The 12812-nt window shown below is 59.3% G+C and carries 12 protein-coding genes; 7 read left to right on the top strand and 5 right to left on the bottom strand.

Annotation, left to right across the window (positions count from 1 at the left end; translation table 11 throughout):
• Positions 1-123: 123 nt before the first annotated feature.
• Positions 124-507, bottom strand: a complete 384-nt coding sequence (locus IHQ43_RS17485) for a tautomerase family protein (protein ID WP_192561471.1) — start codon at positions 505-507, stop codon at positions 124-126.
• 274 nt (positions 508-781) lie between these two features.
• Here IHQ43_RS17485 and IHQ43_RS17480 point away from each other — a divergent pair, with 274 nt between their 5' ends.
• The 3 genes from IHQ43_RS17480 to IHQ43_RS17470 all read left to right on the top strand — a co-directional run bounded on the left by IHQ43_RS17480 (position 782) and on the right by IHQ43_RS17470 (position 2731).
• On the top strand, positions 782-976 hold the full coding sequence (locus IHQ43_RS17480) for a hypothetical protein (RefSeq protein ID WP_007958836.1): 195 nt from the start codon (positions 782-784) through the stop codon (positions 974-976).
• A 48-nt stretch (positions 977-1024) separates the two neighbouring features.
• Positions 1025-1195 (top strand): hypothetical protein, encoded by a 171-nt coding sequence (locus tag IHQ43_RS17475; protein WP_007958834.1) that lies wholly within the window; start codon positions 1025-1027, stop codon positions 1193-1195.
• Between the two features lie 255 nt (positions 1196-1450).
• Positions 1451-2731, top strand: coding sequence for an HAAAP family serine/threonine permease (locus IHQ43_RS17470; protein ID WP_192561470.1), 1281 nt, complete (start codon positions 1451-1453; stop codon positions 2729-2731).
• A 214-nt stretch (positions 2732-2945) separates the two neighbouring features.
• Here IHQ43_RS17470 and acnB read toward each other — a convergent pair whose 3' ends face one another.
• Positions 2946-5555 carry a bifunctional aconitate hydratase 2/2-methylisocitrate dehydratase gene (gene acnB, locus IHQ43_RS17465; protein ID WP_192565025.1) on the bottom strand — a complete coding sequence of 870 codons (2610 nt, stop codon included), beginning with the start codon at positions 5553-5555 and terminating at the stop codon, positions 2946-2948.
• 468 nt (positions 5556-6023) lie between these two features.
• Between acnB and IHQ43_RS17460 the strand changes: the two genes are divergently transcribed.
• Positions 6024-6494: a DUF1289 domain-containing protein gene (locus IHQ43_RS17460; protein ID WP_039767141.1), complete on the top strand. Its 471-nt coding sequence runs from the start codon at positions 6024-6026 to the stop codon at positions 6492-6494.
• A gap of 123 nt (positions 6495-6617) precedes the next feature.
• On the opposite strand, the gene IHQ43_RS17455 is transcribed toward IHQ43_RS17460, so the two are convergent.
• Positions 6618-7481, bottom strand: coding sequence for a universal stress protein (locus tag IHQ43_RS17455; protein WP_192561469.1), 864 nt, complete (start codon positions 7479-7481; stop codon positions 6618-6620).
• Between the two features lie 159 nt (positions 7482-7640).
• On the opposite strand from IHQ43_RS17455, the gene IHQ43_RS17450 reads away from it, so the two are divergent.
• The 3 genes from IHQ43_RS17450 to IHQ43_RS17440 all read left to right on the top strand — a co-directional run bounded on the left by IHQ43_RS17450 (position 7641) and on the right by IHQ43_RS17440 (position 10384).
• Positions 7641-8249 (top strand): MiaE family protein, encoded by a 609-nt coding sequence (locus tag IHQ43_RS17450; RefSeq protein ID WP_064597504.1) that lies wholly within the window; start codon positions 7641-7643, stop codon positions 8247-8249.
• Between the two features lie 140 nt (positions 8250-8389).
• Complete coding sequence (locus IHQ43_RS17445; protein WP_192561468.1) at positions 8390-9097, top strand: winged helix-turn-helix domain-containing protein; 708 nt, start codon at positions 8390-8392, stop codon at positions 9095-9097.
• Positions 9098-10384: an ATP-binding protein gene (locus IHQ43_RS17440; RefSeq protein ID WP_192561467.1), complete on the top strand. Its 1287-nt coding sequence runs from the start codon at positions 9098-9100 to the stop codon at positions 10382-10384. It begins immediately after the preceding gene.
• A 215-nt stretch (positions 10385-10599) separates the two neighbouring features.
• On the opposite strand, the gene IHQ43_RS17435 is transcribed toward IHQ43_RS17440, so the two are convergent.
• Both IHQ43_RS17435 and moaA read right to left on the bottom strand, forming a co-directional pair.
• Positions 10600-11499 (bottom strand): bestrophin family protein, encoded by a 900-nt coding sequence (locus IHQ43_RS17435; RefSeq protein WP_192561466.1) that lies wholly within the window; start codon positions 11497-11499, stop codon positions 10600-10602.
• Positions 11500-11528: 29 nt separating this feature from the next.
• Complete coding sequence (moaA, locus tag IHQ43_RS17430; RefSeq protein WP_192561465.1) at positions 11529-12527, bottom strand: GTP 3',8-cyclase MoaA; 999 nt, start codon at positions 12525-12527, stop codon at positions 11529-11531.
• Between the last annotated feature and the right edge of the window lie 285 nt (positions 12528-12812).

The following is a 12812-nucleotide window of genomic DNA, read 5'->3' as shown; positions in this document are numbered from 1 at the left end:
AGTGCTGATTCCAGAGCGGTTTGGCAATGGCTGGCACGGCCCCGCATCAGGCAGTGTAGGAGCTGATGGGGGAGCGTGCGGGTGCTTCGTCAGAAGGTGACGCCGGTGCTGACGGTCACAGAGTCAGGTCACGTACTGGGCGATGCCGTTGCCGAATGACCAGTTCTCTTTTTTCACTTCCACCAGATTGATGAACACATCTTCCTGACGTACGGACAGTTGCAGGTTCAGGTTGCGCGCGATGGTCTGGAACAGCCGTTGTTTCATCTCCACGGTGCGGCCTTCGCTGATGGTCAGCTGGATGAACACGATGCCGTCGCTGCGCTGGATCCCCAGGTATTGCGGGTCATAGACGAAGTGCTGGTCGTCGTGCTCGGCCAGCACCTGAAAGTTGTCGTGTTCCGGCACGTTGATCTCGCTGCGCAGGGCGGCGTAGATCACTTCGCCAATGCGTTTGGCGAACGTCGGGTCCGGGTTTTTCTTGATGTCGACGCGGACGAGGGGCATGGGGATGGCTCCACAGACGAGGGGACTGGACGGGGATGTCAGTCAATTCGCCATTGGGTATAGCCGAAAAATGCCAGACGGTGAGGTTGTTTAAAAACGTTAGGAAATGGACGCACCGTCCTGCGGGATTTACGGATGTTGCCTACGAGTGCTGCCGGATTCATCCGCTATACGGCGGGGTGAGAAGCGCGGAATTATAGAGAGCAGGACGGGATGCGTTCTTCATGACGAAGCAGTAATCCGGACGGAAATTGCCATCAGCCAAGGAAGGCCAATGCTTCAGAACAACCGCGAAAACCTGGAACTCGACAGGCTGCATAACGAAACGCGAAAACTGATAGCTGAGCGGCAGAAGCTTATGGCGGAACAGAAGAAGCTGAAGTGGGAGACGTATTTTTATCCGGTTGCGGTGGTGGCCGGCGTGTTGACGGCAAGCGCGGCATTGGCAGGCGTCTTTTTCAAGTTTTGAGCGTTCGTTTTCGCAATCTTCAGACACATGACCCAAAAGGAAATCAACATGAGCACCTATGACGCCAAAGCCAGAATGGAACAACTGGAACGGGAACACGATGAGTGGGCCGAAAAAATACGTATCAAAGACAGGAAAGAAATGCGCCCGATCTGGGGGTTGATGGGTCTGGGCATCTTTTGCATGTTCCTCGGCTTCATATTGGCCCGATCGATCTGATCGGGCTTTCCCATGGCTCATTCGGCGCCGGTACATGCCATAAAGCGACATGTTACGTATCTGGCGCCGACAGGGTTTTTCCCAAAAACGACATTCCTTCGATCTGCTCCGTACAACCATTCCTCAGCTAAGTCTTTGCTTCTGCTCATTTATCACGGAGAATCGCGCCCCTGTTTCGGCCGGAGCATGTCTGTCGGTTTTTTCCGACGCGTCCTGACCGAGTGGCAAGTGACCGGAATGCGGAGATCCGACCGGATGAATGATCAGGCCAATAGCGTCGAACAACGCTTTGAAGCGGCAGCACCAGCCGAACTGTCGAGCTGGAATCGCCATGACACTACCTGGATGTTGGGACTGTTTGGGACGGCCATCGGCGCCGGTACCCTGTTTTTGCCGATCAACGCAGGCCTGGGTGGCTTCTGGCCGCTGGTGATCCTCGCGCTGCTGGCCTTCCCGATGACGTTCTTCGCACACCGCGGCCTGACCCGCTTCGTGCTTTCCGGTCGCGAAGGCGCCGACATCACTGACGTGGTGGAACAGCATTTCGGCATCAAGGCCGGTGCACTGATCACTCTGTTGTACTTCTTTGCAATCTTCCCGATCCTGCTGATCTACAGCGTCGGCCTGACCAACACGGTCGCCAGTTTCCTCGAACACCAACTGCACATTACGCCGCCACCGCGTGCGGTACTGTCGTTCGTGCTGATTCTTGGCCTGCTGGCCGTGGTGCGTTGCGGCGAGCAAGTGATCGTCAAGGCCATGAGCCTGATGGTGTATCCGTTCATCGTTGCGCTGCTGTTCCTGGCGGTGTACCTGATTCCGCACTGGAACGGCGGCATCCTGACCACCGCTTCGCAAGTGCCGGCACCGTCGGCGCTGCTGCACACGCTGTGGCTGGCGATTCCGGTGATGGTGTTCTCGTTCAACCACTCGCCGATCATCTCGGCGTTTGCGGTCGATCAGAAGCGTCGTTACGGCGTTCACGCTGACGAGCGCAGCTCGCAGATCCTGTCCCGCGCGCACCTGTTGATGGTGGTGATGGTGCTGTTCTTCGTGTTCAGCTGCGTACTGACCCTGTCGCCGGAGCAACTGGCGGAAGCCAAGGCGCAGAACCTGTCGATCCTGTCGTACCTGGCCAACCACTTCAGCAACCCGACCATCGCGTTCGCGGCGCCACTGATTGCGTTCGTGGCCATCTCCAAGTCGTTCCTCGGCCACTACATCGGTGCCAGCGAAGGCCTGAAGGGCTTGATCGTCAAGAGCGGCAAGCGTCCAGGGGCCAAGGCCCTGGACCGCATCGTGGCGGCGTTCATGCTGGTGGTGTGCTGGATCGTGGCGACCCTGAACCCGAGCATCCTCGGCATGATCGAAACCATCGGTGGCCCGGTCATCGCGGCGATCCTGTTCCTGATGCCGATGTACGCGATCCGCAAAGTGCCGGCAATGGCCCGTTATCGTGGGCAGATGTCGAACGTGTTTGTCACCGCAGTGGGTCTGGTGGCGATTTCGGCGTTGATCTACTCGCTGACTGCTTGAGGTTCAACACAGGATCCCGTTTGATCTTGTGAAACACAAAGGCCGATCTGCGTCGCAGGTCGGCCTTTTTTGTGCCTGTATGGTTTGTAATTGATCGTTCCCACGCGGACGGTTCGACGCCTCGACGTGGGAACGATCAGCGCCAGCCGTTCAGCAGGCATAAAAAAACGCCGCTCATCTCGCGATGGGCGGCGTTTTTCATTGCGTTGCAGCGTTAGGCTTGAACGACAGGGATCTTGGCGTTCGCAGCAGCTTCACGGAACTCGGCAATCTGGTCGAAGGACAGGTAGCGGTAAACGTCGGCCGCCATGCTGTCGATCTTGCCAGCGTATTCCATGTACTCCTCGACGGTAGGCAGGCGACCCAGGATCGAAGCAACGGACGCCAACTCGGCCGAGGCCAGGTAGACGTTCGCGCCGTCGCCCAGACGGTTCGGGAAGTTACGGGTCGACGTCGACACCACGGTGCTGTTCGGCTCAACGCGTGCCTGGTTACCCATGCACAGCGAGCAGCCTGGCATTTCCATGCGGGCGCCGGCCTTGCCGTAGATGCCGTAGTAGCCTTCTTCGGTCAGTTGGTGAGCGTCCATTTTGGTCGGCGGCGACAGCCACAGACGGGTTGGCAGCTGACCCTTGACCTGATCGAGCAGTTTACCGGCAGCGCGGAAGTGACCGATGTTGGTCATGCACGAACCGATGAACACTTCGTCGATCTTCTCGCCAGCAACGCTGGACAGCAGACGGGCGTCGTCCGGGTCGTTCGGCGCGCACAGTACCGGCTCGCTGATGTCGGCCAGATCGATTTCGATGACTTCGGCGTATTCGGCGTCGGCATCGGCTTCCATCAGTTGCGGGTTGGCGATCCAGGCTTCCATCGCTTGGGCACGACGCTCCAGGGTACGCGCATCGCCGTAGCCTTCGCCGATCATCCAGCGCAGCAGGGTGACGTTGGACTGCAGATACTCGGTGATCGACTCTTTCGACAGCTTGATGGTGCAACCGGCAGCCGAACGTTCGGCCGAGGCGTCGGACAGTTCGAAAGCCTGTTCCAGAGTCAGACCTTCCAGGCCTTCGATTTCCAGGATGCGGCCGGAGAAGGCGTTTTTCTTGCCTTTCTTCTCGACGGTCAGCAGACCGTTCTGGATGGCGAAGTAAGGAATGGCATGAACCAGGTCACGCAGGGTGATGCCAGGTTTCATTTTGCCTTTGAAGCGCACCAGGATCGATTCCGGCATGTCCAGCGGCATGACGCCGGTGGCAGCGGCGAACGCGACCAGACCGGAACCGGCCGGGAACGAGATGCCCATCGGGAAACGGGTGTGCGAGTCACCACCGGTACCCACGGTGTCCGGCAGCAGCATGCGGTTCAGCCACGAGTGGATGATGCCGTCGCCCGGACGCAGGGAAACGCCGCCGCGGGTCATGATGAAGTCTGGCAGGGTGTGGTGGGTGGTCACGTCGATCGGCTTTGGATAAGCCGCGGTGTGGCAGAAGGACTGCATCACCAGATCAGCGGAGAAGCCCAGGCACGCCAGGTCTTTCAGTTCGTCACGGGTCATCGGACCGGTGGTGTCCTGAGAACCTACGGTGGTCATCTTCGGTTCGCAGTAGGTGCCAGGACGAACGCCTTTGCCTTCTGCCAGACCGCAAGCCTTGCCGACCATTTTCTGCGCCAGGGTGAAGCCTTTGGTGCTTTCAGCCGGTGCTTCAGGCTTCTTGAACAGATCGAACGCAGGCAGACCCAGTTCGGCGCGAGCCTTCTCGGTCAGGCCACGGCCGATGATCAGCGGGATACGGCCGCCGGCACGGACTTCGTCCAGCAGGACCGGGGTCTTCATTTCGAAGGTGGTGATGACTTCGTCGGTACCGTGCTTGCAGACTTTACCTGCGTGCGGGTACAGGTCGATCACGTCGCCCATGTTCATGTTCGATACGTCGAACTCGATTGGCAGTGCGCCGGCATCTTCCATGGTGTTGTAGAAGATCGGAGCGATTTTGCTGCCGAAGCAGAAACCGCCAGCGCGCTTGTTCGGCACGTAAGGGATGTCGTCGCCGAAGAACCACAGGACCGAGTTGGTCGCCGATTTACGCGAGGAACCGGTACCGACCACGTCACCGACGTAGGCAATCGGGAAGCCTTCGCCGCGCATGGTTTCGATCTGCTTCATCGGGCCGGTCTTGCCTTGCTCGTCCGGAACGATGCCGTCACGGGCCATTTTCAGCATGGCCAGGGCGTGCAGCGGGATGTCTGGACGCGACCAGGCGTCTGGAGCAGGGGACAGGTCGTCGGTGTTGGTTTCGCCGGTCACCTTGAAGACGCGCAGGCTGATCTTGTCGGCCAGCACAGGGCGCTTCTTGAACCACTCGCCGTCAGCCCAGGATTGCAGCACGGCCTTGGCGTGAACGTTGCCGTTCTTGGCTTTTTCAGCCACGTCGTGGAAGGCATCGAACATCAGCAGGGTGTGCTTGAGTTCTTCGGCGGCCACTGGCGCCAGCTCGGCTTCGTCCAGCAGTTCAACCAGGGTCACGATGTTGTAGCCGCCCTGCATGGTGCCGAGCAGTTCTACAGCGCGCTTCTTGTCCAGCAGAGGGGAGGAGACTTCGCCCTTGGCCAGTGCGGAGAGGAAACCGGCCTTGACGTAGGCGGCTTCGTCCACTCCTGGTGGTACGCGATTGGTGATCAGGTCAACGAGGAAAGCTTCTTCGCCAGCCGGAGGATTCTTCAGCAGCTCGACCAGGCCTGCAGTTTGTTCGGCGTTAAGCGGCTGGGGAACGATACCCAGGGCTGCACGCTCTTCGATATGTTTGCGGTAGGCTTCAAGCACAGTTATTACCCTCATCAGTGGTCCCAAATGGGTGTCCGGGACGCTCATCCCGAAATTGCCGTACTCATGCTCCTCACGACGTTGTGGGTCGTTCGGCCAGAATTACCGGCAATTCCTTACAGAAGCTGCTTTCAAAGTTTTACGCCTGCAGAACGGGGAGCTGATGAGGGTTGGCGTTGGGCTTTTCCCCGCTGGAAAAACCCTTCGCCAACACCGCTCTGAAGGAACGACTGTGCTCGTGACGCTTTGAAAACAGCTTCTAACGGACATTGGCGCCTAAAAAGGCTGGCTGATTCTACGGCAAAAAAAATTTAAAGGTAAGTCGCGCTCTATTGGACTTTGGTTGCGTTGTGCGCGGATGGGGCAAACCTTGATCCAGCGCTTGCCCCTGACGTTTGAGGGGTGATGAATGCCGGACAAAGGGCTAACATGCCGACCTGTTCCGCGTTTCAAGTGTTTTGCCCATTTATGCCCAATCAGACCATCAAGACCCCCTGCGTCGGCCTCTGCTCCACCGTTTACGGTGATCTGGTGTGCCGTGGCTGCAAGCGTTTCCACCACGAAGTGATCCACTGGAACGGTTACAACGAGGAAGAAAAGCGCGCGGTCTGGCTGCGTCTTGAGCAATTGCTGTCACAAGTGATGGCCAGCAAGGTCGAGGTCTTCGATCCGGCGCGCCTGCGCCTGCAACTGGAACAGCGCAAGATCCGCTTCGTGCCGCATCAGTCGGAATATTGCTGGGCCTATCAGCTGATCGCCCGGGGCGCACGGGTGATCATTAATCTGGAAGCCTACGGGATGGTGCTGTTGCCGGAGTTTCGCGACTGGAACCTGCCGGAACTGCGCGATGCCATTGATCGGGAATTTTTCCTGCTGTCGGAAGCGCACTATCAGCGCTATATCGCGCCCGGTTTCCTCAAGGATGCCCTCGGCGACTGATCTATTGCTATCGCTGGCAAGCCAGCTCCCACATTTTTTGCGCAATCACAAATCCGGCATACAGCCCGAAACCCTGTGGGAGCTGGCTTGCCAGCGATGATGGCCTTACAGGCGCCACAATACTTAATGCTTCACCGCCAACTCGACCAAATGATCCTCAACCTCCTGAGGTTTGAGCACCAGCACGTCGCTTTCCAGCTGATCCAGCACCTGCTCGGCGGTGTTGCCGATCAACGCACCGGATACCCCGCTGCGCGCCACCGTGCCAATCACCGTCACCGCCGCCTGCAGCTTGTGCGCCATGAACGGAATCAGCACATCCGCCGGGCCTTCCTCGACGTGCAGGTGAGCGTCATCGATGTCGAATTCAGCCTGAAACGCCCGGCATTGCTCGCGATAGCGCGCCTCGATGGTTTCCTTGAGCTGGAACGTCGGGTCTGCCGCCGACAGCATCGGCGACGGATGGGCGGTAATCACATGCAGATGCCCCTTGGCCAGGCTGGCAATGTCGAAGCCGTGGTCGATGATCGTGGTGTGCAGGTGACGGTGCTCGCCGTCGGCATTGCCCACATCGACCGCCGCCAGAATCACTTTGTCTTTCCACGAACCGGCGGTTTTCACCAGCAACACCGGAGTAGGGCAGTGGCGCAGCAGTTTCCAGTCCGCCGGAGTCAGCAGGGCCTTTTTCAGCGGGCTGTCGGGGAAATGCTGTTTGATCACCAGCCCGCAGCCTTCGGCCTGCTGCACGTCGATGATGGTTTCGTGCAGGCTCTCGTTCCACGCCTGTTCAGTGGTGACGCTGTAGCCGTCCGCCAGCAGCGCGGCCTTGAGCACGCTGAGCATGCCGGCGTGATCGTGCTTCTTGTCGCAGACCAGCAGGTGCAGATGGGCCTGGGTCACCCCGGCGATCAGCTTGGCGCGCTTGAGCGCCAGGCTTTCCGCGTGTTCGGGTTCGATGACCACCAGAATGCTGCGAATGGCTTGCATGAGTGAGTCTCCAGCAATGAAAAGGCACGGCGTTGCACAACTATAGTTGCTGCTGCCGTGCCTGCGACTTGATGCATATCAACGCAGGCCGCTGGTGGTCTGCGGGCAGGCCGGTATAATCGGCGCCCTTCGCTCGAACACCTTTTGACCGTGAGCCCCATGATCCTTCCCGAAATCCACGAATTCCTCGGTTGCCGCACGCCTGACGCCTGGGTTGAAGCCGCGCTGGCCGATCAGGAAACCCTGCTGATCGACCACAAGAACTGCGAGTTCAAGGCCGCCAGCACCGCGTTGAGCCTGATCGCCAAGTACCACTCCCACGTCGATCTGATCAACATGATGTCGCGTCTGGCCCGGGAAGAACTGGTGCACCACGAACAGGTGATGCGCATCATGAAGCGACGCAAGATCGAACTGCGCCAGCTCCACGCCGGGCGTTATGCCTCGAGCCTGCGCAAAGTGGTGCGCAGTCACGAACCGGTGAAACTGGTCGATACCCTGGTGGTCGGCGCCTTTATCGAAGCGCGCAGTTGCGAGCGGTTCGAAGCGCTGGTGCCGCATCTGGACGAAGAACTCGGAAAGTTCTACTTCGGCCTGCTGAAAAGCGAGGCCCGGCATTTCCAGGGTTACCTGAAACTGGCCTATCAATACGGTGACGCCAAGGACATCGCGCAGGTGATCGAGAAAGTCCGCGCCGCTGAGCAGGACCTGATCGAGTCGCCGGACGAGGAATTCCGTTTCCACAGCGGCGTACCCGTCGCGGCATGAATTGTTAAAAACTCTTAAGAGTATGAAACATCAACGAAAACCGGCCCAAGTGGCCGGTTTTTGCTGCCTGGCGTAAACGACTCGCCATCGAATGCCCGCATAATGCCGTCCACTTCACAAAGCGGTTGGCGGCGGTTGTTATGGATAACCTGGGTTTTGGCAGAGTCCTGCTGGTGGAAGACGATGAGCGACTGGCTGCGCTGATCGCGCACTTTCTCGAACAACACGGCTTTGATGTGCGCACGGTGCATCGCGGCGATCTGGCTGTGGCCGCGTTTCTCGAATTCAAGCCCAAGGTGGTGGTGCTCGACCTGATGCTGCCGGGTCAGAGCGGCCTGCACGTGTGCCGGGAAATCCGCAGCGTGTCGGACACGCCGATTGTCATCCTGACAGCCAAGGAAGATGACCTCGACCATATTCTGGGCCTGGAGTCCGGGGCTGACGATTACGTCATCAAACCGATCAAACCGCCGGTCTTGCTCGCGCGCCTGCGTGCCTTGCAACGCCGGCAAGTACCGGACAGCGGCGTGGTCAGTTCGCTGGAATTCGGCAACCTGATCATCGACCGCAGTTGCCGCGAAGTGCGTCTGGCGGGCGAGCTGATCGAGCTGACCACCATGGAGTTCGAGCTGCTGTGGCTGCTGGCCAGCGCCGCCGGCAAGATTCTGTCGCGCGATGACATTCTCAACCGCATGCGCGGCATCGCGTTCGATGGCCTCAACCGCAGCGTCGACGTGTACATCAGCAAGTTGCGCAACAAACTCAAGGACAACCCTCGCGAACCGGTGTGCATCAAGACCGTGTGGGGCAAGGGTTACCTGTTCAATCCGTTCGCGTGGGAGTTGTAGATGCTGCGGTTATTTCTCGGGCTGTTTCTGGTGATGACCGTCGGTCTGGTATTGGCGCTGCAGACGGTCGAGCGCACGTTCGACGCGCTGCTCGACTATCAGATGCAGGATTACAACCGCGAAGCAGTGCGTGGCCAGGCCTGGAGTCTGACCGAGCTACTGCGCAATCTCGATAACCCGGACCGCGAGCAGCAACTGCAAGCGATCCGACCGCATTATGGGCTAGGGCTGACGCTGGTTCAGGCCGATCAACTGGCCCTGGACGAAAAGGAAAAAGCCGAGCTCTCCCAAGGCTTGCTGGTGATTCGCGAGAAGTACACGCAATACATCGCCTCGATCGACGGCGGGCCGCAACTGCTCAGCATCAAGCTGCCGGCCGAACCGAGTCTGATGCCGTTCTATATCGCCGGGGCATACCTGATGATTGCAGTGATGATCGGCGTCGTGTTGTTCTTCTGGGTTCGCCCGCACTGGCGCGATCTGGAAAAACTGCGCCTGGCCGCCGAGCGGTTCGGCGACAACGATCTTTCGGTGCGGATCCAGCTGTCCAAACGCTCGAACATCCGCGACCTGGCCGGCCACTTCAACCTGATGGCGGCGCGCATCGAAGGCCTGATCGCCAATCAGCGCGAACTGACCAACGCGGTCTCCCACGAACTGCGCACGCCGATTGCCCGGTTGTCGTTCGAGCTCGATCAGCTCAAGCAGCAACCGGACGCCAGCCAGAACCGCGAACTGATCGCCGACATGTACGCCGACCTCGGCGAACTCGAAGAAATGGTCTCCGAACTGCTGACCTACGCCAGCCTCGAACGCGGCGCGACGGTGATCACCCGCGAAAACATCCAGGCTGCGAACTGGCTCGACAGCGTGGTCGGCAGCGTGGCGCTGGAGGCCGAGGCGGCCGGGGTGCAGCTGTTGATCGTTGATTGCCGGGTCGATGAAGTGCGGATCGAACCGCGGTTCATGGCGCGGGCGGTGATCAATCTGCTGCGCAACGCCATTCGATATGCCGAGCAGAGGGTCGAGGTGTCGCTGGTGCGCATCGGCGATCAATACGAAGTGCAGGTCAATGACGACGGGCCGGGTGTGCCGCTGGCCGGTCGGGAGAAGATTTTCGAACCGTTCTCCCGTCTGGACGCCAGCCGTGATCGCCGCACCGGTGGTTTTGGTCTCGGATTGGCATTGGTACGACGGGTGTCGCAGTCCCATGGTGGCCGGGTCGAGGTTGGCGATTCACCGTGGGGCGGCGCATCGTTTCGCATGACCTGGGCGCATCTGGATTGATCTTGTGTTGGCCGAGACTTGGAGCCCGCCACTGAAACCTTGTGGGAGCTGCGGTGCGACGATTCGACTTGCTAGCGATTAGGTCAGCACAAGTAACATCTTTACCGACTGATCCGACGCCATCGCTGGCAAGCCAGCTCCCACAGGTTTTGCATGTTGGCTGAGTATCCGGGCTCGCCACCAATGCCCTTGCAAGAGCCAGCGGTGCATCAGCTTCAGCTGAGTACATAGTCGACGGGTTTCAGCGCCGGCGGCAACGGCTCAGTCCCCAGCTCCGAGAGAATATCCCGCTCGATACCCCGCACCAGCGCATCGGTCGGCAAATCGTTTTCATCCCGGCCGAACGGGTCTTCCAGCTCATCGGCAATCGCATCCAGCCCGAAAAAGGTGTAGCTGACAATCGCCGTGAACAGTGGCGTCAGCCAGCCCAGCGGTTCGGCCATGGCGAACGGCAGCAGGATGCAGAACAGGTAAATCGTGCGGTGCAGCAGCAAAGTGTACGGGAAGGGCAGCGGCGTGTTCTTGATCCGCTCGCACACGGCCTGCGCCTGGGTCAGGCTGGTCAGGTGATTGGCCAGCAGCATGTAGCGCCATTCGCTGAGCTCGCCTGACTCATGCAGATCGGAACATTGCTGGCCCACCGTCTGCAGGATCCGCCCGCTGTAATCCGGCACCTGAGCATCGTGTTGCGGAGTGATCCATTGGGCGCTGGCGGCGGCTTCGTCTTCCCGGCGCAAGCGCGCATTCAACGCGTGGGCAAAACCTGCGAGGTTGAGCAGCAACAGTCGACGCTGGGCCGACTCGCGGATGACATGGGTTTCGCGAATCACCGAGCGCACATGCACGATCACTTCGCCCCAGGCCTTGCGGGCTTCGTACCAGCGGTCGTAGCAGGCGTTGTTGCGAAAATTCATGAAGATCGACAGCGACAGGCCGAGCAGGGTGAACGGCGTGGCGTTGACTTTGGTGAAGTTGCTCGGGTGGAGCATTTCCACCAGCACGATGGCCGACGCCAGCAGCGTGACCATCAGGGCGCGCAGGGCGATGCGCTTGGCAATCGAGCCCTTGAGTGTGAAGAGAATGGCGAATTGATTGACCTTGGGTCGGATGATCATGCGGCTCTCTGCCTTGAAAACGTGGCGGATCAGCCGCCGGTCATGTTCATGAAACGCACCACTTGCACGTCGTCGTTCACTTCAAAGTTATGCCGGTAAGGCTTGAGCTTCATCGCTTCGATGATGGCTTTCTCCAAGCGTTCCGGTTGTCCCGGATGGGCGCGCAGCACTGCTTTCAGATCCACCGAATGCTCGTTTCCCAGACACAGTAGCAAACGCCCCTCGACCGTCAGCCGCACCCGGTTGCAGGTGCCGCAGAAGTTGTGGCTGTGGGGCGAGATGAACCCCAGCCGAATGTGCGGCGCTTCGGCCAGCCGCCAGTAGCGCGACGGGCCCTGAGTCGACTCGGCGGAGTCGATCAGGGTGTAGCGCTCGGCGATCTTTTCGCGCACCTGGGTGCTGGAAAAGAACGACTCGGCGCGGCTGTGTTCGCTGATGATCCCCAGCGGCATTTCCTCGATGAAGGAAATATCAAGATCCCGTTCGATGGCGAACTGCACCAGATCGTTGATCTCGTGATCGTTTCGGCCCTGCATCACCACGCAGTTGAGTTTAGTGCGGGTAAATCCGGCGGCGCGGGCGGCATCGATGCCGTTGATCACTTGTGCCAGGTCGCCGGTGCGGGTCATCTGCCTGAAGCGCTCGGCATCGAGACTGTCGAGGCTGACGTTGAGGCGTTTGACCCCGGCGTCGAACAGCGGGCTGGCGAGTTTGCCGAGTTGCGAGCCGTTGGTGGTCAGGCACAGTTCGCGCAGGCCGGGCAGGGCGGCGATCTGCTTGCACAAACCGACGACGCCGGGACGAATCAGCGGCTCACCGCCGGTCAGGCGGATCTTGCGGGTGCCCAGCGCGACGAAGCTCTGCGCCAGTTGATAGATCTCCTCGAGCGTCAGCACCCGTTGGCGCGGCAGAAACTGCATGTCTTCGGCCATGCAATACACGCAGCGAAAGTCGCAGCGGTCGGTGACCGACATGCGCAGGTAGTCGACGCGGCGGTTGTAACCATCGATCAAGACGCGCTCTGACATGACAGCCTCGCTTGGGTGAAATCCGCTATTGAAGGGATTGGGTCGGTGCAGGTTATGAGCAACTTGGAACAGCGTCCAATCACTCTTGATTACCGGCCGATTGATGCTGTCGATGATGAAATGATTATTCGCTGTTTTTCCCTTCTTAGTTTTGCAAGTGCCCGGATTTAAAGGGTTTAAGTCCGTGATAGATGCTTTCGATAACGCAGTCATTAATAGCGATTAGACAAATTTTTGCAGCGGTTCCTATCCTTGGCCCCGTCAAACGAAACGACCGCTTTTTAA

Source organism: Pseudomonas gozinkensis (assembly GCF_014863585.1).
In the GTDB taxonomy this organism is placed as follows: domain Bacteria; phylum Pseudomonadota; class Gammaproteobacteria; order Pseudomonadales; family Pseudomonadaceae; genus Aquipseudomonas; species Aquipseudomonas gozinkensis.
This window is presented reverse-complemented; position numbering and strand designations above follow the sequence as displayed.

Coding starts and splice junctions, on each gene's coding strand:
- IHQ43_RS17450 (WP_064597504.1), top strand. CDS start 7,641: ATGATCCTTCCCGAAATCCACGAATTCCTCGGTTGCCGCACGCCTGAC.
- IHQ43_RS17470 (WP_192561470.1), top strand. CDS start 1,451: ATGAATGATCAGGCCAATAGCGTCGAACAACGCTTTGAAGCGGCAGCA.
- IHQ43_RS17435 (WP_192561466.1), bottom strand. CDS start 11,499: ATGATCATCCGACCCAAGGTCAATCAATTCGCCATTCTCTTCACACTC.
- IHQ43_RS17445 (WP_192561468.1), top strand. CDS start 8,390: ATGGATAACCTGGGTTTTGGCAGAGTCCTGCTGGTGGAAGACGATGAG.
- IHQ43_RS17475 (WP_007958834.1), top strand. CDS start 1,025: ATGAGCACCTATGACGCCAAAGCCAGAATGGAACAACTGGAACGGGAA.
- IHQ43_RS17485 (WP_192561471.1), bottom strand. CDS start 507: ATGCCCCTCGTCCGCGTCGACATCAAGAAAAACCCGGACCCGACGTTC.
- IHQ43_RS17480 (WP_007958836.1), top strand. CDS start 782: ATGCTTCAGAACAACCGCGAAAACCTGGAACTCGACAGGCTGCATAAC.
- IHQ43_RS17460 (WP_039767141.1), top strand. CDS start 6,024: ATGCCCAATCAGACCATCAAGACCCCCTGCGTCGGCCTCTGCTCCACC.
- IHQ43_RS17455 (WP_192561469.1), bottom strand. CDS start 7,481: ATGCAAGCCATTCGCAGCATTCTGGTGGTCATCGAACCCGAACACGCG.
- moaA (WP_192561465.1), bottom strand. CDS start 12,527: ATGTCAGAGCGCGTCTTGATCGATGGTTACAACCGCCGCGTCGACTAC.
- IHQ43_RS17440 (WP_192561467.1), top strand. CDS start 9,098: ATGCTGCGGTTATTTCTCGGGCTGTTTCTGGTGATGACCGTCGGTCTG.